The organism is Megasphaera jansseni, from assembly GCF_047974155.1.
GTDB lineage: Bacteria > Bacillota > Negativicutes > Veillonellales > Megasphaeraceae > Megasphaera.
This window is the reverse complement of the sequence record NZ_JBHYRR010000005.1, coordinates 46,471-66,906: the sequence shown is the minus strand read 5'-3', so window position 1 is coordinate 66,906 and position 20,436 is coordinate 46,471. Positions and strand designations below refer to the sequence as shown.

20 protein-coding genes are annotated in these 20,436 nt (G+C 50.6%); 1 reads left to right on the top strand and 19 read right to left on the bottom strand.

The features are described 5' to 3' along the window. Positions 1-2: 2 nt before the first annotated feature. The 6 genes from ACE418_RS03225 to ACE418_RS03200 all read right to left on the bottom strand — a co-directional run bounded on the left by ACE418_RS03225 (position 3) and on the right by ACE418_RS03200 (position 3,598). Positions 3-461: a hypothetical protein gene (locus tag ACE418_RS03225; protein ID WP_416449272.1), complete on the bottom strand. Its 459-nt coding sequence runs from the start codon at positions 459-461 to the stop codon at positions 3-5. Positions 462-471: 10 nt separating this feature from the next. Further along, entirely contained in the window at positions 472-1,830 is a 1,359-nt protein-coding gene (locus ACE418_RS03220) for a hypothetical protein (RefSeq protein WP_416449270.1), read from the bottom strand. 91 nt (positions 1,831-1,921) lie between these two features. Then, entirely contained in the window at positions 1,922-2,335 is a 414-nt protein-coding gene (locus ACE418_RS03215) for a hypothetical protein (RefSeq protein ID WP_416449269.1), read from the bottom strand. Positions 2,336-2,348: 13 nt separating this feature from the next. After that, positions 2,349-2,978: a VgrG-related protein gene (locus tag ACE418_RS03210; protein ID WP_416449268.1), complete on the bottom strand. Its 630-nt coding sequence runs from the start codon at positions 2,976-2,978 to the stop codon at positions 2,349-2,351. Positions 2,979-2,983: 5 nt separating this feature from the next. Next, entirely contained in the window at positions 2,984-3,328 is a 345-nt protein-coding gene (locus tag ACE418_RS03205) for a hypothetical protein (RefSeq protein WP_416449266.1), read from the bottom strand. Continuing rightward, positions 3,329-3,598, bottom strand: coding sequence for a hypothetical protein (locus ACE418_RS03200; RefSeq protein ID WP_296818350.1), 270 nt, complete (start codon positions 3,596-3,598; stop codon positions 3,329-3,331). A 114-nt stretch (positions 3,599-3,712) separates the two neighbouring features. Here ACE418_RS03200 and ACE418_RS03195 point away from each other — a divergent pair, with 114 nt between their 5' ends. Continuing rightward, the gene (locus ACE418_RS03195; protein WP_416449264.1) at positions 3,713-4,639 is read left to right on the top strand and encodes a tyrosine-type recombinase/integrase; all 927 of its coding nucleotides are present in this window, start codon (positions 3,713-3,715) and stop codon (positions 4,637-4,639) included. Between the two features lie 1,358 nt (positions 4,640-5,997). Here ACE418_RS03195 and ACE418_RS03190 read toward each other — a convergent pair. The 13 genes from ACE418_RS03190 to ACE418_RS03130 all read right to left on the bottom strand — a co-directional run bounded on the left by ACE418_RS03190 (position 5,998) and on the right by ACE418_RS03130 (position 19,930). Further along, positions 5,998-6,537 carry a phage baseplate protein gene (locus ACE418_RS03190; RefSeq protein WP_416449263.1) on the bottom strand — a complete coding sequence of 180 codons (540 nt, stop codon included), beginning with the start codon at positions 6,535-6,537 and terminating at the stop codon, positions 5,998-6,000. 144 nt (positions 6,538-6,681) lie between these two features. Beyond that, positions 6,682-7,278, bottom strand: a complete 597-nt coding sequence (locus tag ACE418_RS03185; protein ID WP_416449262.1) for a hypothetical protein — start codon at positions 7,276-7,278, stop codon at positions 6,682-6,684. 854 nt (positions 7,279-8,132) lie between these two features. Then, on the bottom strand, positions 8,133-9,032 hold the full coding sequence (locus ACE418_RS03180; protein ID WP_416449260.1) for a phage baseplate protein: 900 nt from the start codon (positions 9,030-9,032) through the stop codon (positions 8,133-8,135). A 1-nt stretch (position 9,033) separates the two neighbouring features. Next, complete coding sequence (locus ACE418_RS03175; protein ID WP_416449259.1) at positions 9,034-11,172, bottom strand: hypothetical protein; 2,139 nt, start codon at positions 11,170-11,172, stop codon at positions 9,034-9,036. 5 nt (positions 11,173-11,177) lie between these two features. After that, positions 11,178-11,621, bottom strand: a complete 444-nt coding sequence (locus tag ACE418_RS03170; protein ID WP_416449258.1) for a hypothetical protein — start codon at positions 11,619-11,621, stop codon at positions 11,178-11,180. 6 nt (positions 11,622-11,627) lie between these two features. Continuing rightward, positions 11,628-13,481, bottom strand: a complete 1,854-nt coding sequence (locus ACE418_RS03165) for a hypothetical protein (protein ID WP_416449257.1) — start codon at positions 13,479-13,481, stop codon at positions 11,628-11,630. Between the two features lie 4 nt (positions 13,482-13,485). Further along, positions 13,486-13,953, bottom strand: coding sequence for a hypothetical protein (locus tag ACE418_RS03160; protein ID WP_416449256.1), 468 nt, complete (start codon positions 13,951-13,953; stop codon positions 13,486-13,488). A gap of 12 nt (positions 13,954-13,965) precedes the next feature. Next, a complete protein-coding gene (locus ACE418_RS03155) occupies positions 13,966-14,622 on the bottom strand; it encodes a hypothetical protein (RefSeq protein ID WP_416449255.1) in 657 nt (218 codons plus the stop codon). Beyond that, positions 14,619-14,951 (bottom strand): hypothetical protein, encoded by a 333-nt coding sequence (locus tag ACE418_RS03150; protein ID WP_416449254.1) that lies wholly within the window; start codon positions 14,949-14,951, stop codon positions 14,619-14,621. Before ACE418_RS03150 ends, ACE418_RS03155 begins: the two co-directional genes overlap by 4 nt. A 60-nt stretch (positions 14,952-15,011) precedes the next feature. After that, on the bottom strand, positions 15,012-16,220 hold the full coding sequence (locus tag ACE418_RS03145; RefSeq protein ID WP_416449252.1) for an SU10 major capsid protein: 1,209 nt from the start codon (positions 16,218-16,220) through the stop codon (positions 15,012-15,014). A gap of 17 nt (positions 16,221-16,237) precedes the next feature. Further along, a complete protein-coding gene (locus ACE418_RS03140; RefSeq protein WP_416449251.1) occupies positions 16,238-17,368 on the bottom strand; it encodes a hypothetical protein in 1,131 nt (376 codons plus the stop codon). A 2-nt stretch (positions 17,369-17,370) separates the two neighbouring features. Then, on the bottom strand, positions 17,371-17,664 hold the full coding sequence (locus ACE418_RS03135; RefSeq protein WP_416449250.1) for a hypothetical protein: 294 nt from the start codon (positions 17,662-17,664) through the stop codon (positions 17,371-17,373). Then, positions 17,654-19,930 carry a portal protein gene (locus tag ACE418_RS03130; protein WP_416449248.1) on the bottom strand — a complete coding sequence of 759 codons (2,277 nt, stop codon included), beginning with the start codon at positions 19,928-19,930 and terminating at the stop codon, positions 17,654-17,656. Before ACE418_RS03130 ends, ACE418_RS03135 begins: the two co-directional genes overlap by 11 nt. Positions 19,931-20,436: the final 506 nt, after the last annotated feature.

Genomic DNA, 20,436 nt, shown 5'->3' with positions numbered 1-20,436 from the left:
AATCACTCCCTTTCGTTCGCATTCTTCCACGGCTTGTACGGCCGTCTGAGTTCATTCGTAACGTAATAATCAACGGTTCCGTCGTCGTTCTCCTTCGGGGTGCAGACGATTTCGCGCCCCTGCTTATCCTTACAGATATAGCGGTGTACGCCGTTGGTATCAAAGTCCTGCATTATCTTCCATCCCCAATATCGGATATACGCCTTGATAGGCAGGATGCAGATAGTAATGATACGGTCGTAACCGAATTGCAGGCCCATACATTCCAGGACGTCGCGCCAGAAATGAGCATCGTTACAAAGGTTCCAACAAAGGATAGCCCGGTCGTTCGGCATGGGCTTCCATTGACAGAATCCCCTGCTTGGCAGATACCAGGTAGTGAAGCCCGGCAGGGCCTGGAACGTATCGCCTGTCTTTTCTTCATATATCTTTATCCATTCCCTTAATTCCTTGCTTTCCATTCTATCACTCCTAAAGGTCTGCAATTTCTAGAATAATATGGTCTACCGTGAACCGGTCGTTCGATTTTACGGTAATGTCCAGGCAATCCGTCGAGTGGTTGCACCGGAACTTATTGCGATCTGCCGTGGGAACTGTCACATCCAGGGCGCCGTCGATGAATTCCGCCTTGCCCGCATAATCGGCCGTGAACTTCGTATCGACGCTTTTAAGCAATATCTGTTCACTGCTGATGGTAGCTTTCGGCTTGAGGATGTACTCAATAGGTTCGCCGTCATCGTCGAGATACTGTGAATCCCAGGCATACAATTTACCGCCGCTGGCCACGATGATTGTTGAAGCAGTTTCTACGATACTGTCTATCGGCATGTTGAATTTAAGGGTCGTCGCACTGCCCAGGAGATAGTTATAGGCTACGAAATACTTATAATTACTCGTCGGGCGAATGAGTACCATACAATGCCGTTGCAGATGATAGAAGCGAGGTTCATACATACCTTCTGTCAGCAGGGCGTTGAATTTATCGCCAATATCGGACGACTGGATATTCCCATATTCCATGACGGCCGATAAGGTCTTTAATCCACGGATAGACAGGAATATGACGGAACTGCCGATATTGACAGCGCATCTCGTACCTGCAATATCGGTATTGTTGGCAATCTCCGTCACCTGCCAGTTCGTCGGCTCTGCATCCCCGGACAGCTGATATATTTTCCCGTTGGTCTTGATGAAAATAATATCTGTTGCAAGGGGTACAATGGCAGCTATGTCGCCGCTGTCGCCATATCCGACGTCTAACCACTGTTCTTTATCGGCCCGGTTCGTATCTTCTTCCCAGTCCGTACCGTCGCCGATACCGGACAGATAGAAGCCGTCCGTTCCGTCCATGGATACCGCGATACGTGAGAACCGCTGGAATACGATATTACACGTCGGGCTGGACTGGACGGTTGTCAGCTGGCCGTTCTGCGTATAGTCGTAATACTGGAGTTTCCCGCCGCTGGCAATCCATACTTTATCCATGAATTTTGCACAAACAGGGTCATAGCTCCCTTCCAAGTCGCCGATATACTGCGGCGTCTGGCCGACGACGTATTTATAGGCCTTATTATGGTTCGTGAAAACCAGTAATAAGTTCGTGTCTACGTCATACCACATGTCACGGACGCTCTCGTTCCCGTCCATGGTGTAAAGCAGGCCCAGCCCATCACGGCCCGTCAGGCGTTTACTGTCGCGCGAATAGATGTAATTCTGTGCTACCTGTAAATCCGACGTGTCGATTTGTTCCGGGGCCTGCGATACATTCACACCACCGACGAGGGATGAGAAGACGACGGACTGTGTCTGATGTTTGTTCAGTCTTCTCATGTTCTCTCCCTATTTCGCAATGCAGCCAACAAGCAGGACGCCGGCCGCAATGGCCCACGTATCACGCTGTCTCGTCAGCCGTGCTTCCTTCTTAGTCATGGAGTTGATTTGCTCTGTCAATGTCGCTAAGGATTGACTCTGCCTGTTCAAGGCTTCGCTGGCTTGACTCAATGAGCTGTCTGCTGTCGTCAATGACTGCCTTGTCGTCGTCAACTGTTCTTTTGCTTGCGTCAATTGATTCTGCAAGGCCGTCGAGTTGCTGTCCAGCCTGTCTAATCTGCTCTGTAGCTGTGCTAACGTTCTCTCTTGCTCTCTGATTGTCGTCTTTAACTGATTGTACTGTTCGAGTGACATCTGCACCGTCTTCACGGGCGCGGCTGTCGTAGTATCGGCACAAAAGCCAGCCAAAGGCAAACACAAAGACAAGGACAATGCAAGATACAATAAGGGTCTTTTTATTTTTGGCAATCTTATCAACCTCCTCTTTCAGCTGCGGAAGATACAAAACGGATCACCTCCTATAAACGCGACAATGCATCATGCATTTCACTGTCGAAACGGTTGTTCAAGCTGTCCCGGAGCGACGAGCTGTTCCATTCCGGGGTCTTGCATACACTGTATACCGCCACGATGAAGTCGTAGTCGTATTCCGGGGAGTCGATGTAGCTCAAATTCGGATAGCCGTCATAGTTGCCGGTTTGTGCATTGAACATGCTGTGAACGGCGTCATTCCACATGTCGAGGATATTCCCGACGCCATACTGTACCGTACGACTCCATACAACATCCTGGAGAACGTCATGATGGTTTTCAATGTGCCAGTAATTGTCCGCCAGAATCTGTACGGCCGGGTCGTAGTATGCCGCCTTGACGTACTCATGCTGTGCCTGCGCGAATCCGTCACTATCGCTTGCGGCGATAGTACGCCATGCTTCGTCGAAACTGTCACTGCACAAAGGATATGCGTTGAGCTGTTCGGCGTACTGCGGATAATTGTCGTTCAGCCAGCTAACGAACTGATTGAGACTGCCCGCATTGGAGCTGAACTGATATGTCCCGTAAGACTTGCCGCCGGGGTCGCCGTAGCCGTCACTGATGCAGGCCGGGTCGCCATTGCTTTCGTACTGTGCGCTCAATTCTCCTAACATAGTTATCATCCTTTCGTTTTTTCTGTGCTGTTTGCCGTTGTGGGCGTGTTTTGTGGTGATACTGGCATTGTGTATCGCGCGGAGTTGAAACGGCTGTCATAGCCGTATTTCGTCCAGCAGGCCTTACCCAATCCGACGACGGTAGCGATACCGCCGATAACGGCCGTCACGCCGCTCCAACAGCTCATCAATTCAAAGTGTGTCCCTCTTAGTGCGTTGCTCCAGTAGCCGAAAATCCAGCTGAAAAGCACGAGGAACAAAAATATCATCATAAGGATGCTCATGATGATGATTAATTGGAGCCAGTGTTTCTGGCCCCACTGGCCGAGGGCCACGATTTTGTTTTTCATTTAACCACCTGTGATTTTCTCGATACTTTCTTCAATATCTTCGATACGGCGCGTGTTCTCCTGCGTGGTATCCTTGATGCATTGCACATCCTTCTCCAGCTCGTGCCGGTGTTCCCGCTCCCCCTGGATAGTCTTGTCTAGTTCAGCCAAGGTATCATTCACTTTGAGAAGCGTTTCCTTGAGCGGGGCCGTGAAGGCCTTGCAAATCCATATCATCCCGCCAGCCAGCGCACTGCCGACGACGATAAATTCCCCAACTTCTACTGTCAAAATATCACCACCTTGTTATAATCATTCAAAAAATGGAGTGATACATCTATGAGATTACCGAATGGATACGGAACCTGCTATCGGTTGCCAGGGAACCGGCGGAGGCCGTTTGTCGTGAAAAAGACCGTGGATGGAAGACAAAAGATATTGGGGTACTTCGATACGTTTGAGCATGGAATCGCCTACCTTTCGTCTATTAATGAGTCGCCGCTACTGGACGACGATATTACTTTCAGTGAGCTGTTCGCCCGTTGGAAGGCCACTAAGTACGACAGGCTGTCCCTGTCCAGCCGCAAGAGCTACGATAATGCATACCGTCATTGCCATAAGCTGCACGACATGCCGTTTCGCCGTATCCGTTACGGCCATTTGCAGGACGTCGTGGATGCTATTCAAGCCGGGTACTGTACCCAGAAGAAATGCCGCGGCCTCATGGGCCAGCTGTACAAATACGCCATTAAATACGATATTGTCGCCACGGACTACGCAAGATATGTAGAGCTAAAGCCTCATATCCGCAAGTATAAGAAAAAGCCGTTCACCGTCCGCCAGCGCAATAAATTGTGGCGCGCCGTGGATACCATGCCAGCCGTGCAGGATATACTTATTCTCATCTATACTGGGCTTCGTATCGGTGAATATCTCCGTTTGACGCCGCAAGATGTAAAATGGCGTAGCCATTATTTCATTGTCCGACAGTCAAAGACCGCCGCCGGACAGGGACGCGCCGTCCCGATTCATAAGGATATTTACCCATGGTTCATGGAGCGGAAGAATCAAGCCTATATCTGCCAGCAGGAAGACGGTACGCCTTATACCTATGACGCCTTTCGACGCCGCTTCGATAAAATCATGGCCGCGTTCGGCATGAACCATACGCCCCACGAGTGCAGGCACACATGCGCCTCGATGCTTGACAGCTCCAGGGCTAACGATACCGCTGTAAAGAAGATTCTAGGCCACGCCTGCCGGGGAGTCACCAAGCACGACTATACCCATAAGACCATCCACGAACTGCGAAAAGCCATTGATTCTATTTAGCTGTCGGTGAGTTACCGCCAATATATGCAAAAGTACCAACTGCCGGAAACACATTTTCTAGCATAGACCCACAGAATAGATGGTCATGCTCCGCCGTGTGTGTACCGAATAACGATACCTATTCCGGTCAGTATATTTGGTCGGCTATAGAAAACACTGGCAATCAATATCACAATAATATTGGCCCATCCATTGCGGCCTACTGCTGGCGTCGTACCGTCTAGCTGTCGGTGAACTTGCTAAACATAATCATCCAATAAACTCGTACACAGTAACAGGTGGAAATGTTATTGCACTCATTGACCATGAGAACGGTCTCGCATACGGATGGAAAACTACCATGATTGAAAGTGCAGGTGGCGACCAGTACCACAATAACATTAGCCCGTCTGTATCTGCTTATATCTGGCAACGTACTGCCTAGCTGTCGGGGAACTTGCATCACATTACCCTGAGCTATCTTGTGAATCAGGGAATCCGACTGGCGACCCAAACCGTGAAATTTTTAAAACATTTAACTGTAAAGACCAATATGGACCACGCTCACTTCCAAATGTACTTGGAAAAATCGGCAACGACGAATACCATAATAATGTTGCTCCATGCGTAGCTACTTACGCATGGAAACGAACTGCGTAACTGTCGGGGAACTAGCGACGCACAATCACCGCAGTTATGCAAACTGTGCGATATGGGCCGATAAAAATGTGTGGGGTGACTCCTTGACAAGATCTCAAATTGCATTAGATGGTTCGGAAACCAATTCCGGATGCGTGTTTATGGATAGAACCATAGAGTCAGCTGGCCTTTGGTACTCGAAAAGTACAGGCGGTAATGCAAGACACAATAACGTCAGTCCGTGCGTCGGTGCTTACTTGTGGCGCAGAACGGCTTAAACCGTACGTTGCCATAAGTAAGCAGATACACACGGGGCGACGTTATTGTGTCGTTCGTTATTACCAGCACCGTATAAATGAAATTCATTGCTTTTACCAGTTTCGCAGTAGAACGAACCATTTACATCGGCTGTGGAAACAGAACACAAAAATTTCCCTTGCTTTGCATCGGTTGCTGATGTTCCTTGAGTACCGCTAAACAAGCGGTAGGCGTGGGCGTGATTAGCTAATTCCCCGACAGCTATGCGGTACGCTTCCAGATGTAAGTAGCTATACATGGAGCAATGTTATTGTGATACTGGTTACCGCCGGTATCACCACCGTTTAAACCAGTAGGAACATATTTAGCAGACGAGTCTGTAATATCATATTCGTACGTTTGTCGATGGATCGTATTTACACCAGATTTGTCACCATATACTGCAATATCTGGGTGGCTATGGCTTGCCAGTTCTCCGACAGCTACGCGGTTCGCTTCCAAATGTAAGCGGCAATACTAGGGTTTATATTGGAGTGACGTGCACCACCGCCAAAACAAACATCGCTGCAAGCTACAACCACACGGCCTGCATACGCGCCACCGTCTATGCAAGCCGCTGTTTTTAATCCGCCATCTTGATTGGCCGATAATATGTTATATGTAGATTCTTTGGGAAGTTCCCCGACAGTGAGTTGATGCTTAAATTCCCCTGTCTTTTCTCCGGCCGTGAAGGTCAACGTCGTGCCGTCTTCTGCCGTTGCCGTGCCTTGTGCTACGAGGCCGTACCCTGCCGGCAGGGCTTCCCACGTGCCGAAGCCAAGGATTGTATTAGGGTTACTGCTGTTTGTAAGGCTGACATAGACAGAACCGACGGGGTACACGGCCTCCAGTATCTGTCCTTTGAGATTGTCGATGGCCGTCTTATTGGTCGTCACGCTGGTATTGAGATTGTCGATGGCCGTCTTCATCGTCGTGATGATTTCTTTTACAGTTTTAGTCAAATCTATTGCAACATTACTCATTCGTTACAATCACCTTCTGTTCTTAACGTGTTCTTTTCTGCCAATAGAAAAGAGCAGGATAACGGCTAAACTGCGCGGTTTATCACTGCTCTTTATGTGTTCTTTATCGTAAATAACGTAAGAATGGCTTAATCATGCCGTTCATCAGGTCATGTACGGCGCAAGTTCTTCCTCGTTCTTGCAATTATTGATGGCGTCACGGATACCCATGAACCACTCGTAAGCCGCAAGCTGTTGCGCTCTGGCGGCTTCTCCGGCCTTCATAAGCTGTTCTTTCGTTACGTCGGCCAGAACGGGGCTATTGGACGAGTCACGGACTTTATACGGCCCTTTATCGGTAATCAAGGTAAGGGCTATCTGCCATTCACGCTGGCTGTTTTCGTCGGTACTGAATTGCAGGTCATCCACGGTAACGGGCGCTTCCTTCTTGGCAAGGTACTTGCTGTACTGGACGTTGAGCGCCTGCGCCTTCAATTCACTGAGCGTGGGCGGTACATATTCCCGTTTGGCTTTCGCCTCGATATAGGCCGTTACGTTGTCGATATAGCCGTCATATTCGGCATTAGGATAGGGCTTAAAATCATCATCCACGAGGCACTGTTTCTGCGTGTCGTCGTAAATGACTTTGGCAGGCAGGGTAGCAAGACCACTGTCTGCCTTGAAATTATCGGCAGTATCGGTGTACTGCTCATTGTCCTTGATGATAAGGACGTCGTTATCTAAAATCTGAAAAACTCTCATAAAATCTCCTTTCTCTACCGAGGAACTAGCGGCACATAGCCATGGCGTATCGTGCAGTACAGACGGTAATCATTCGCACGGGTATTGGTATAACGATGGTGGCGATGGACACTCATCCTATAACGGGTCAGCGGCGTGGGACTACTTGAATCAGACGACAACAAATGGAGCGCACTCTCATACCATATCCATTGCCAACACAGGCGGTAATGCAAGGCATGAGAACAGGCCTCCGTATCAAGTCATTAACAGATGGAAGCGCACGGCCTAAGCGGTTCTTTTCCAACGATTAATAACGGTATAAGGCGGGCGGTTTTCATGTTTAGTGTTCGAGCCGGTATTACTGATAGATACAGTATGGCCATGAGTAGCGTTAATGGATAAGTTACGCGATACTGTGTATTGCGAGCCGCTACCGCCGATAATTTTATTAGTAGTTGTATTTACGCTGATAATCCCAGAACCGCTGTTAAAGTAGCCAACATCACTAGCTCCGTCTGTACCACCATTCAACGTGGTGGTGCTGATAGAACCGTTATGGCCATGCGATGCCAGTTCCTCGGTAGCTACCGAGGAATTGGCGGTACATAGCCATGAAATCAGTGTGGCCAATAGCGGCAACCATACCCATAATGTAAGGCGGCGTTTAGGCTATACCAATTACTCAAGTGAAGTAAGCTCATGGGGTGTTGGCGTGGCCTATTATAATAATGGTGAAGTTGCGCAAGCATCAACAGAAGCAAATGGCACTCATAGCCATTCTGCCAGTGCCGCTAATACAGGCGGTAACGTCAGACACGAAAACAGGTCCCCTTACACGGTCGTTAATCGTTGGAAACGCACTGCTTAATTCCTTATGCCGTCCTTTTCCAACGATTGATGACGACATACGGCATGCGGTTTTCATGTTTAGCGTTACCACCCGTCGAGGTTATTGAGTGTGTGTGACTGCCACTATTGTTGGTCAAGCCAATCCATGCACCCGCATTTGAACCGTATAATTCAAAGTTTTCGTAACTGTTATTCGTGTATTTGCGAATCATATACAAACTGTTAGTTAATACACTACCGGTATTTTCGTTGTCATTGGCTATGTAATGCTGATGACCGCCAGCGTTCGAGGTGGAGTGACTATGATTTGCCAATTCCTCGGTAGAGAGTTGGTGTTTCGCTTCCCCGCCTGTATCGCCGAGGTTATAAGTATACGTCGTACCGCTTTCGGTATAACTGCCAGCGGCTACCAGCACGCGGCCTGCATCCATCTTGACCCATGTCGTACCGCTCCATAAGGTATTAGGGTCGTCGGTCGTCGTGGTTTCCCAGATACTGCCGACAGGATGGACAATATCAATGACTTCTTTAATGGAGCGTTGCTGTACCTTCTTCCATGTGCCGTCTGCCGACAGGTAGTAGTCCGTCTGCGTACCTTTGGCCGGAGCCGGTACAAGGCCAGACGCGCCGGCGGCGGTCGAGGTAGCTCCCTTGAAGTTCGTGATGCTCTTTACGCCGGTACTGACGGCGTTATCGACGTAGGATTTAGAGGGCACCAGCTCCCACGTCACCGGAGATACAGACGTCAATTTATAGATATTGTTGCTGTCGTCGGTACGCATGCACTGCATCCCGACTTTAAGGTTGGTCGTTGGGAACGCCGTGCCGGAGAACGTACTGGCTACGGACTGAATGTTCTTGTCCGCTTTCTCCAGATACGTATTACAGGCGTCCGTCGTGACCAGTTCGTTATATTCCTGCATATTACCATCCTTTCGCAACCCACGAGATGATACCCGTTGTACGGTTGCCGGAACTATTCAGTAATTCGATTTCAAAGTAACGCCCTTTATCGTCCTGCCCGTCGGTCGTAAGGATATTCGGGACGGGCGTCGTCGTCCCGGTACTGCCCTTCACCATGGCATTGACTTCCGGGGCGTTATAGTAATGCTTGTTGTAGTAGACTTTCGTGGCCGCCGTGGTATCCTTGATTTCAAGCTGGCCCTTATCGTCGGTATCGTCAATATCGACGTGCGGCGATACATCGTACAGCAAAGGCTGTGACTGTGTCGCCTTACTGACCACACGGAGCCGCAAGAGCGCTTTTTCGTATTCATAATCGCCGACGTTGAAGTCCTCGAACTGTTCGTACAGCGGCGGAGTATCCGACATGGCTGCAAAGTCATCCATTTCCTTGAACGACGAGAGTACCTGCACCGACTCGACGTAAGAGTTACTGGCCCTTACGAACGCATCGTACAGGGCAATATCTTCTGCCGGGTTCTTGCCTACATCCCGTGTAAGTCCGTCGCCGATACGGGCTAAGTCCTCGAATCCACGGATAAATGCCACATCCCGATTAAAGGACTCATCAGTTTCTACGGATTCCTTGAATCCTCGTTGCAGGGATACCAGCTTTTTGTCGGCGATAGCGATACGATCATCACGAATGGCGTAGATATTCCGGTACACCTTATCGAGCGTTTTCAGCTCTTCCCGGAAGGTCTGTAACGTCTGCCATATTTTTTTATAGCTGTCCTGTACATGGAATCCATCGAACTGCGCCGACGTGGCGTGTTTTGCAATGTGGTCCATGGCTTTCACCTGTTCACATGCCAATGTGCGCATATCGTTGCGCCATTCGTCCATGATATGCAGGCCGTCATACAGCCCATGTTCTATGGCCTGCCGTTTCTCTTCGATGACAGCCAGGCTTTCATCCTTATTCAGTCGGGAGGCTTTACGTAGTGAATCCATGAAGCAGAAGGCGTCGTCCAGCTGTTTGACAGCCGTCTTTTTCACGGCTTCCGTCGTCCGAATGTCTTCTGAAATGTGGATGAGGAACAATACATTGTCCCAGTATATCTCCGTCGTATGAATCATTTCGCTACGGACAATCTCAAGGGCTTTATTTTCGCCGTCCGTGAACGTCACTGCCATTTCGTTGTATTTCGGTTGGGCGTGACTCATATATCGTTCCACGGCGGTCATGGTTTCTTTAAATGCCCGTGACAATTCCTTGGGAAGTGTTAGTGTTATCCGTAGTGATTCTGGCCTCGTGGCGTGTATGAGCTTATTGTGATATTCCGCAATGGACAATGTTTCCTGCACGGAACGGAACCAGTTGAAAAAGGCCGTCGCATCATCGACGATGATTACCGCTTCCCACGGATTGATGAAAACCGCCTTGATGGGCCGTTCCTTTACGGCAATATCTTCGGCGGTTTCCTTCCGTGTCTGCGATTTTTCCTTATCCGTGATAAGGGCCAGTTCATTCGCCGTCCGCTTCCATATATTCGTCCTTCTATATGCCTCTGTGAGCTTCGTTAGCTCATGTTTCGATATAGTTAGTCGCTTGGAATTTTTATCGCCTATATGGAGCGAATAGAGCTGTTTTCGGGTGAATTGGTTTTTCTCGTTGTCTTTCAGTGAAAAAGACTCCCTTTTCGTCCCCAACACCATGCCGCTCTTCTTGATTTCCAGCACTTTCAGACTTTCGAGACAGTGCATATTGAATAACACGTTATCCCAATATGTTTCCCGAACGGCCCATGCGTCCTTTCGTCTGATAGTGCTTGCAATCTTCCGTTTGTCTGCCGTTTTAAGGCTTTCAAGCGGCTTGGCCTGGAACTGATAGTGATACAGCTCATTGACAGGCGTCGTGATAGTGGATACCTTATCTTTGATTTCGGACGCTCTATAGTATCTGAGTGCGGTGTCGAATATGATTCTAGGCTTTCCATGGAGCCTGTCGTATTCTTCCAGTACCCAGATAGTTTCCTTGTTTGTCGCGCTGTACGCCATCTTGCCAAAAGCATCAAGCGTCCTGCTGGCCCGGCTGTCAGATAGAGTGAATGTGGTATCTGCCAGCTTGTACAGCGTGAACGTTTTGGCAATATCCATAGGCGTTACGACAAAGTGAACTGGAAGGTCGTCGTCATGGTATCGTCAGCGGCCTTGTTGATGACGTCGAATACGACGCGGTCAAGGAACGTGCCACCGCTTGCGGCATTGCAGATACCGGCTTCCGTAATAGCGCCCGTCGCTTCCCCGGCGGCAAAGGTCGTCGTCAGCGTGAAGACCTTTGTACCAGCGCTGTGTGCGTAGCTGGCGGCTTTTCGTTTCAGCTCCGTGACCAGCGCCGTCTGCGTAGCGGCAACAGCCGTTGTGCCTGTACCGACTGCCGTATAGCCCATGACGGCCGGGCGCGTCGGGTTGGCCATGGCGGCGCAGATATAGTCAAAACCGCCGTTCAAGATAAGATTGTCTTTATGGCGTGTTTCTACGTCGCCATTTGCGTGATGGATGACAACGTTCAAAGAGCCTTTGATTTTCATTTCGTCTTTATTCATGTGTTTTTACTCCTTCGGGTTAAAGAAAATACGGTCAAATGCACTGCAAGGCGGGATGAACGCCTTAATGTATTTGGTCGTATCGAGGTCGAATTCACGGATAAAGAAAAGCCGCTTGTCGGCGCTCTGTGCGAGTCCGAAAAACAGCCAGTCCCTATCTGCGGTATCAATTTGTAAATAGAGTATCCGTTCATTGACGGTATCCCGTACGTAGAACGAGTCCGTGCGCTTGTCATAGCCGATATACAGCGTAATATCACGCCATACACCGTCAGCACCTAAATGCTGTGCCTCATAGCTATCGACGGTGAAGGTCATATCCTTGACGGCGATATAGTCCGTCTGGTTCGGCTTGTTCCCTCTCAACTCTGCAATGAAGCAATCTGTAAGCGGGGCGTCCTTCTTGAACCAGAAGCCGATAGAGAACGTTTCGGGGATACTGCACGAGTATTCCAGCTGCCCCACGTCGTTAATGAGTGCGCCGTCGTTCCAGCGTACCGGGGCATAGCTTGTATTCTTCTCTGTCAGTAGTGTGCCGCCCGTGGCCTTACTCGTGCCGTCGATGACAGCATCAAAGGTATCATTGGTCTTGCCGGTATACCGGGCTATCTGCTTTTTCAGCTCTACGCCGTCCAGGTCGCCCAGGATACCGCATACCAGGATATGCGACGCCTCGTAGCTGTCGACGGTGAAGGTCATGTCACATACCCTTAACGTCTGCTCCGTAACGGCGTTGATTTTGCAGTCAATCCAGTTGCGGGCCTTTATCTTCTGCGGCAGTGATACTTTCATGAGGTATTCGCCGTTAAAGGATTCCTTTTCCAGCCGCAAACCTTCCATGGCCGCGTTATAATACATGTTCGTCTTTATCCCGCTATAGCCCAGTTTGTATTGGTTATAGTCGAGGATGACGTTCTTGTTGATTTCCGGGTCACTGGAAAGGTAGTACCAGGTCGCCTCTGCCGAATAGTTACCATGATCGTCGACGGCCTTGATCATGAAGTAATAGTTCCCTTCGTTCGGCCGGATATAGCGATATTTATTGACCTTCGAGCGAAAGATTTCCGTACCCTGTTCCCATTCCTGCGTCTGCCCGACTTTCACGACGTACTTGATATTGTAAATAGATAAAGCATCCCAGTAGAAATACAGGTTGGCCCCGTTCTTTTCTACCCAGAAGCCCGTGACGTTCGGGACGAAACAGGACAGGTAGGCACGTTCGCCTTCGCCGAATTGGTCGTAATAGGCTATATACATCTCCTTTATATCCGGGTTCGGATACAAGAAGACGTTGTCGACGGTCTGATACTTCACGCCGTCAATGTACAGATTGGCACCGATACAGTTAGACGGGATTTCCAGGAAAGTAATGAGCGTCCCTTCGTTGTTCTTGGTCAAGGATATGTCAGACGGTGCAGATGGCCGCCGTTTGTTATACGTGATAGTCCGGCCGTTGGATACCTTGCCATGCTTGCTGATGGCGAACAGGTATATCTTGCCGCTGGCCGTCGTCGGGATAGCCAGGCTGGACGTGGCTACGGTCTTTTCCAGCAGGCCATAGCTGTTGCCGACGTCCGCGTTGGTGCGCACTTCATAGTAAGCCAGGTCGGCGTCGTCGACGGCGTCCCAGTTGAGTACCCCGCCCAGCCGGTCGAACGTCAGCGTGAAGTTGCGCGGCATGGGGAAGTCGCCTTTATTCGAGGCGTCTACATCATCTGCCGTGAAGCCATTGGCCACGTTGACCTGTTCGTTGACGGATTTCAGATATTTCCGTAACAGGGATATGAGCTGTCTGCCGTCGCCCTGGATAGCGGTTGGCAGGTCCGGGAACGTCAGTACTTGTTTCTTGTATTCTGCCATAGCATCAACTCATTCCTGTGCTGATTGCCTGCTGTAAGGCATTGACGATATTCGTATCTTGGCTTATATCGTATTCATTTTCATTGAGTGCCAGGAGGACCGCCGACTTGACGATAATATCGTTGATGGCGTCGTGGTTGAACGGCAGCTCTTTCGTCGTGCTTTCGATGAGTGCAGGCGTTGCGAAATATCTGAATTTCACAGCAGTAACGTCCGGGTCGGTGATATGCACGGTCCCGGCTGTCATGGCCAGGGGATACGTACCGCAAGCGCTCATATAGTTCTTCGGGATGGAATCCCCTTCCCGCATGGTCGTTTCCTCTACGAGGACCGGCCATTTGGCACCAATGAGCAGGCTGGCCACCTGTTGCGTGGCGGTATTGAGGAATTGCAGGCAACGTTCATCGCTGTATTCCTTACTAATGTCGTGCGTCTCCTGCCGGATACGGGTAATTGCATCTTCTACTTTCATTCAGTCACCCCCCTAGCAGATGAACGGCATACGCTTTTCACTGTTGGCATATTTCCGCATGGGTACGACATTGGCCAGGGCTGTCTCTACGGCCTGTTGCATGGTATCGCCGTCCGGTGTCTGTGTAAGGACCATACAGGCCAGCTTACACAATGCATCGAGAAAGACGGCCGGCAGGTCGATTTTCCCGTTATCCAAGTCGGTGATACTAAGAAACGCGGCGTTATAGAGCATATCCACGTCTTTCACCCCGGCATACAACTTGTTACGGAAAATCTTATACTCATCCCAGCGCGGCGGCCGGATGGCGTCTCCTGGATGCAGGTCACGCCCGTGGCCGTCGACGATACGCACGAGAGTAAGGAAGTCGTCGGGCAGATCTACGCCGGTAATCGGCATGTCGATATGCTCTTTCGGCGTCGGCTTCTCCGCGGTTTCGTCGGACGGGTCCGTCGATAAGCTGGCATTGTACTCGTCGATTTCCCGGTTCATGTCGTCCTGCCGGTAGTGCTGGACCTTCTCGAGGAAGTCGCTGTTGATGTAATACTGATTGACGTAACGCAGGGTTTCGTTGATGGCCTGGAGAATGTCATAGTCGCTGTACTGGACTTCGTTATTGTCCCCCAGCTTATAGCGGATAAGGTTCTTGAGCGATTTGGCAGTAATCATCCCAGCAACACCGCCCCGCGCCACATGCGTTTCTTGTGGTTGACGGCGAACTGTTTCCACACACTAAAGAATTTCTGGATATAGTACTGGTATTTCGCCTGATTCCCTTCGAGTTCAGCCCGTTTAGCGCAGATGAGCCACGGGTCGAATCCCCAGAATTCAGGCGGGATGAAGCCCATGAGCTGGATACGTTCGTTCTTATCCCCAGCCCAGCCGCCGTTGTCAATCTCATTGACGCGCCGGGCCGCATCTACCGTACTCGATACATCGACAGTGTTCCGCAAGCAGATTTCGTCGCCATTCTGGTAAATCTTTTGTTTCGTTATCATGCAGAGTCACCACCTTTATATAAAAAGAAGGGGTGTGAACCCCTTCTCTTATGGAATTGACTATCGCTTAATATCAACGATGGAGCAGGACGCTTTCGGCTGTGTGCCTTTGAGGCCCAGGCTGGCTTCGATGACGAATTTTTCATACGTGCCGTCTTTACTGAGTTTTTCGGGCGGTACTTCGTGCGGTTTGTCGAGGTACTTCATATCCCAGTACGACAGGTCGAGAATGTCGATACGGTTGTCCGGGTAAATCGGGTGGACGTTGGCGTTGATGAGGCCAAAGGCGCCCTGGTAGGTCGTAGCGAATTCCGTGGCATTGGCCTTTTCGTTGCCCTTACGGGTAGCCGTCATGGTGGCCAAGACCAACTTGATGAATTCGCGGTACTTGCTGGACGACATATAAGCCTGCGTAGGATGGCCGCCGCGTTTGGACGTCATTTCCATGGCATTATTAATGTCGTCAAGGGTGTACGTGCGTTTCTTGCCCAAGGAAAGGACGTTGTTCGTTACGATCTTGACGTTCGTGCCAGCGGCCGACAGCGTTACCTGGTCGTCTTTGATATTTTCGACAGCGCCTTTCTGCGTATCAAAGATGGTCAGCTTCTTGCTGTTGGTGCTGTCTACGCGTACGTAGTAGTAGAGGCCGTCTTTAAGGCCCGTCGGCATGGTGTCAGCAACGAAATAGCAAATGTCACCCGTTGCCAGGTGCGTTTCTTCGGACGATGTAACAGTGTTATCCGTAGTGGATACAGTAACGTCGATGAGGTTCTGCTGCATGAAGAACGGCACGCCGCCGGAACGAGGCTGTACAGTAGCCGAGCCGTCCACTTTCTTCGTGGAGTTGACGAGCATGTATTCAATATCCTGTGCCAGGCCCGTATAAGCATCGTAACGGAGGTCAGCCAGTTCGGAGCCGTGTTCGTTCTGGTACGCTTTCTGGACTTTGTTCTGTGCGTCGGATACCATGCCGGTCTTCTGGAAGAACTGGACGTTATTCGAGAGGCCTTCGATGGAGCCGCCCGGCTGGAACTTATAGTCTTCCATTTCGAGGTGGGCGTTATCCTGCGGCGGGAACAGGCCTTTTGTCATCCACGCGAAATTCATGGCTTTGGCCGGTTCGGAATCGCCGAACTTGGAATAGAACAATGTGAGTTCCGGGGTGATGTTGGTAAGGATAGGGCTAATATCCTCTGCATGGCCGATAGCATCGTAGGTATACGACTGGTTGGCCGATTTATTCAAGTTTCTCTGTACATCATATGCCATATGTTTTCATCTCTCCTTTATCTGCCGCTGAGGCCTGCGATGAACGCACGCCGTTCGCGGACTGTCATATTTCGCATCTGTGTAAAATCAATGGGTTTCGCCGGGGCTTTCGCTCCCGTGCCGGGCTGTTCGACTTTCGGAACTGGTACTTTCTTCGGCTGTTTCGTCAGATCATTCGCTTTGGCGTAGTACGCCGTGCGGCATTTGTCGTAATAGCCTTCGAGTACCTTGCACTGCGTGGGGTTGATATTACCGCCCTGGAGGGCTTTGATAGCATCCCCGATAGCGGCTGCGTCTTTATAAGGCATGGTCTGATAATACGTTCCCATTAACTGGTTAATGTCGGCGAAATGAGGTTCTTCGGCCTGTTTCTGCTGCGTAAAATCGACAATGCTTTGATAAATGGCCCGCTGTTCATTCTGTGCGGCCTGCGTCCGCATCTGCTGCTGCTGGATAGCGCCAATAAGCTGTTCCTTATAGTAGGATTTAGCAGTATTGAAATGCGCTACTTTCTGTTTTACAGCGTCGTCGTCGGAATATTCGGCGGTATCAATATCGTCCTGCGTAATGCCCAATGCCTTCATGGCCTGGTTGGTTGCGGCATTATCAATATCGGCAAACATTCGTTTCTGCTGTTCCAGCTGCTGCTGTTGGGCCTGCATCTGCAAGGCCTGCTGCTGTTGCTGGTACTGCTGTTGACGGCGTGCCTGTTCCTGCTGATACTGCGCGTATTGCAACTGGTACTGCTGAGGGATACGGCTTTCGTTGACGTTCCCTTGTGCAATGGCAGTATTCAGTTCGTCCAGGGTATACGGTTCCGTATGGATAAGCGGTTCGGGCTGTTTTTCGGCAGCTGGTTCGGTTGCCGCCGGTTCGGCGGGTTTCGTTTCCGTCGTTTCGGTCGGTTCCGTCGGCTGTGCTTCCGGCTCGTTCGGTACAGACGGTTCCTCTGCCTTGGTTTCTACCGGTTCGGTCGGTTCCGGTTTGGCCGGGGAAATGCTCTTCCGGCCGGTTCGCGGGTCCGTCACAAGATACAAAGACTCCGGCTGTGTTGCCTGGGCGGCGCCCTCGACGTTTTCGTTGGTAGTCGTTGCTGTGGATACATTGGCTTCTCCTTCTGCAAACAACTGTAAATTAAAGTCAAACACGTCTATTCTCCTTTCTGGTTGCTGCGCTTTTGCTTTGCAATCTCAATGATTCCTGTCATATAGTGGTACAGCCTCATAGCGGCCTGGTAGTCGCGTTTCACGTCGTCGGCAGACTTTGTGGGGCTGTCCAGGTCCTTTAGTGCGGTCTGCTCTTCGATTCTCAGCCAGTCGTCCAGGAAGGATTTGAGGTCCTCTGCCTGCTGGCCCTTCGTGAGTAAATCTGCAAGGTACCGTTTCTGGGCCGCATCATCGCCGCTCCGCATCGTATCGAGCAAGTATTTCAGCTTATTGTCCATTCATGGGTCCCCCTTGTGGTGGAACTTGTGGCGTGGCTTGTTGCGGCTGTTCTTGCGGCGCCTGCGGTTGTGTGGCTTGTTGCGGCATTTGTTGCTGGGTCATCTGTGCCAGCTGGTCCCGTGCGATCTTCTCAATCATCGCCTGTGGGCTGGTGTTTCCTGCCGTCCGGGTATTGATGATGTTTACCTGCGCGTCAAGCGGCAAATCGTTCATGTTCGCCCGGATAGACGGAATAGACGCCACGGCGGCTTTGCCTTCGTAGTCGGCCTGCTTCAATGTCAGCTGCTTCTGCAAGTCCATGGCTTCCTGTGCCTGTGCGGCCTGTACAGCCTGCTGGGCTTGCTGTGCCTGCATCTGCTGGGCTTCCTGCGAATCCGGGTCCAGTAAAATGCCCTGCGTATTCTTGAGGCCCATTTCTTCGAGGAGCGCCGTACCGGCGGCGTAATAGCTCTTGGGGGTCGCTACGCCTGCCTGCGATAATACCGGGTATACGTTGCTGAGGAGCATCATATAGCTCTGTATCCGTGCTTCTTTCGTTCCCGCGCCGTTGCCGACGTTGATGATGAGGTCATAGTCAATATCGAGGTCTTCACTCTTGATAGAGACTTCCTCGTCCTTGAAACGGAAGGTCTGCACCGGTTCGCCGTACTTCTTGTTGAGCAGGATAAGGAAGCGAATCATGGGGACTATCCAGTTTTCTGCAAATAACCGTGCGATAAGTCGTATACGCTTATCTGCCTGCCCCAGAATGGCCGTGATACCCGTGGCCGTGCTGTTGAGACTGTTGGCGTCTAAGCCCTGGTTGTACTTCGTACTGCCGGTACGGTTTTCCAGTTCGCTCTCGGCGTAGTTGACAAGGTCCATCGTGAGCGGTGAGATATTCGCCGGCGGCGGGTTTGCAATGGCCGCGTTCGGGTCGCCCTTAATCGGGACGTATTCGTCACCGTGAAGCAGGGCGTCCATATCCATTACCGCCGTGTAGTCGATGAATTTCTGCTGGTCGTTGTTCTTCGCTACGTTGATGACAATCTGCTTGATAAGCGCCGTCTTTAAGTCCTGCAAGCCTTCTACCTGCTCTGCCAGGGCCATGTCGGCGAATATCTTGCGGCTTTCGCGGACACTGCCCATCGCGAAAAACGGAGCAATATCGAACTCATTGGTCTGTATAGATAACGGCGTATCGCCGACGCAATGGACAATCAAATGCTCGTAGATACCATCGCCGTTGTAATCCACGTCTACGTAACACTCGTACAGCTCGACGTCTTTAGACGCGTTATCACCATCATTCGGCCGCATGTGGTCGTCGGACAGCTCTTTGTTGATGTACTCGTCGGCGGAGGTATACTTCGTATCGCCCGCAGCTTCCAGGGCCTCATCGACGTTCTGATAAGTTCCGTCCTGCTCTTTGCGCTTGAGATAGTCGCCTTTTACAATCTTGCGGTGCGCCACGAATTTGCACTTTTGGAGTGTGCTGGCTTCCGGTGTGAACCGTAATTCCGTGGGCGGTACATACTCGACAACCGGATAGTTAGCCGTGACTTTGACGTGGTCGAATTGGACTTCATACAAATCCGGTGCGTCTTTCAGCTGCTTGACTTTCTGTATCTCGATTTCGCCCGACAGCGACGCTTGCGTGAGCATCATTGCTTGTTGCATGTCGTTCACATCGAACATGAGCTTGTAACGGGTACGGTCTTCATCCCGCTTCCACCACACCTTAGCAACACCTAAATTTGTCCCCAGTGCGTCGTCAATGACGTCGTTGACAAGGGATGTATAGTTATTCTTGCGGGTGAGCTGGTATTCGACTAAGTGTTGTATATTCGTTGCCGTGTCGTCGTTCTGAATGGTACTGCCTGCGATAGTGACAGGCGATTCGTTGCCGATAAAGACTTCTACTAAGCTAGGCTTCATCCATTCGATGATGTTGTTGAAGTCCATGCTGACGAATTTACTCTTCTTCGAGAGGTTCGGCAGCTTCTTTTCGTACAAGTCCTGTTCCCCGTTGCGGAGCTTGCGTCGGTGTATCAGTTTCGGCTCTACCGTCGACTCGTAATACTTCTTTGCAACGTCGATACCGTCTTTGACACTCATCATGATCTTCTTGATTTCATCATCTTTGAGCGTGTCCAGGGATATCGGCTGTTCTTCCGGCTCTGCCTGCTGTAACAGCCAATCCGTAACGCTCATCCGCGGAGCATCCCGGCCGAACAGTCCGCCCGTGTCCTGTGCGGCGGATAAGCTCTGGTTTAAATCCTCCATCTCATCACCTCGATTTGATAGCTAATTGAACCTCTCCCGCTTATAGAAGTGGAAGATTCTTGAGAAGGTTGCTGTTTAAGTTTCCTCCTGGAATCAGGATAGCCTTATTCTCAAAGGGCTGTCCAAAAGCCCCTTACACAGTCCCTCGAAATCGAAGTTCTGCTTACTTTGGTAGATACATTTTGCACTTCTTTTCTACCCGTCGCGATTCGCCTATGGCGTCGTGCTGCGGCAAGGGGGAGTGCTCCTCCGAAAACGGCTCCAAGGCCGTTGATTGAAAATACTTTTTTGTTCACGCAGAAGTCTAACTGCTATTGATATTACACCACAGACTCGCCATTCATCCCCTACCTAAGAGGAAGGAGTCTTCTGGCGAAACTGGGATAAGGCCCTCCATAGGGCTGTAGGGCAATGCGCGGGCTTGGACCGCGATAGCTTGTAGCTGGTTTTCCTTAACCTACACTGCCATGGGTGGCGGGGTTGTCGGCCCCGCCTATGATAGAAAG

Bases quoted from the DNA above. Each gene is read 5' to 3' on its own strand.
- ACE418_RS03225 (WP_416449272.1), bottom strand. From the start codon at position 461: ATGGAAAGCAAGGAATTAAGGGAATGGATAAAGATATATGAAGAAAAG.
- ACE418_RS03220 (WP_416449270.1), bottom strand. From the start codon at position 1,830: ATGAGAAGACTGAACAAACATCAGACACAGTCCGTCGTCTTCTCATCC.
- ACE418_RS03210 (WP_416449268.1), bottom strand. From the start codon at position 2,978: ATGTTAGGAGAATTGAGCGCACAGTACGAAAGCAATGGCGACCCGGCC.
- ACE418_RS03205 (WP_416449266.1), bottom strand. From the start codon at position 3,328: ATGAAAAACAAAATCGTGGCCCTCGGCCAGTGGGGCCAGAAACACTGG.
- ACE418_RS03190 (WP_416449263.1), bottom strand. From the start codon at position 6,537: ATGAGTAATGTTGCAATAGATTTGACTAAAACTGTAAAAGAAATCATC.
- ACE418_RS03185 (WP_416449262.1), bottom strand. From the start codon at position 7,278: ATGAGAGTTTTTCAGATTTTAGATAACGACGTCCTTATCATCAAGGAC.
- ACE418_RS03180 (WP_416449260.1), bottom strand. From the start codon at position 9,032: ATGCAGGAATATAACGAACTGGTCACGACGGACGCCTGTAATACGTAT.
- ACE418_RS03175 (WP_416449259.1), bottom strand. From the start codon at position 11,172: ATGGATATTGCCAAAACGTTCACGCTGTACAAGCTGGCAGATACCACA.
- ACE418_RS03170 (WP_416449258.1), bottom strand. From the start codon at position 11,621: ATGAATAAAGACGAAATGAAAATCAAAGGCTCTTTGAACGTTGTCATC.
- ACE418_RS03165 (WP_416449257.1), bottom strand. From the start codon at position 13,481: ATGGCAGAATACAAGAAACAAGTACTGACGTTCCCGGACCTGCCAACC.
- ACE418_RS03160 (WP_416449256.1), bottom strand. From the start codon at position 13,953: ATGAAAGTAGAAGATGCAATTACCCGTATCCGGCAGGAGACGCACGAC.
- ACE418_RS03155 (WP_416449255.1), bottom strand. From the start codon at position 14,622: ATGATTACTGCCAAATCGCTCAAGAACCTTATCCGCTATAAGCTGGGG.
- ACE418_RS03150 (WP_416449254.1), bottom strand. From the start codon at position 14,951: ATGATAACGAAACAAAAGATTTACCAGAATGGCGACGAAATCTGCTTG.
- ACE418_RS03145 (WP_416449252.1), bottom strand. From the start codon at position 16,220: ATGGCATATGATGTACAGAGAAACTTGAATAAATCGGCCAACCAGTCG.
- ACE418_RS03135 (WP_416449250.1), bottom strand. From the start codon at position 17,664: ATGGACAATAAGCTGAAATACTTGCTCGATACGATGCGGAGCGGCGAT.
- ACE418_RS03130 (WP_416449248.1), bottom strand. From the start codon at position 19,930: ATGGAGGATTTAAACCAGAGCTTATCCGCCGCACAGGACACGGGCGGA.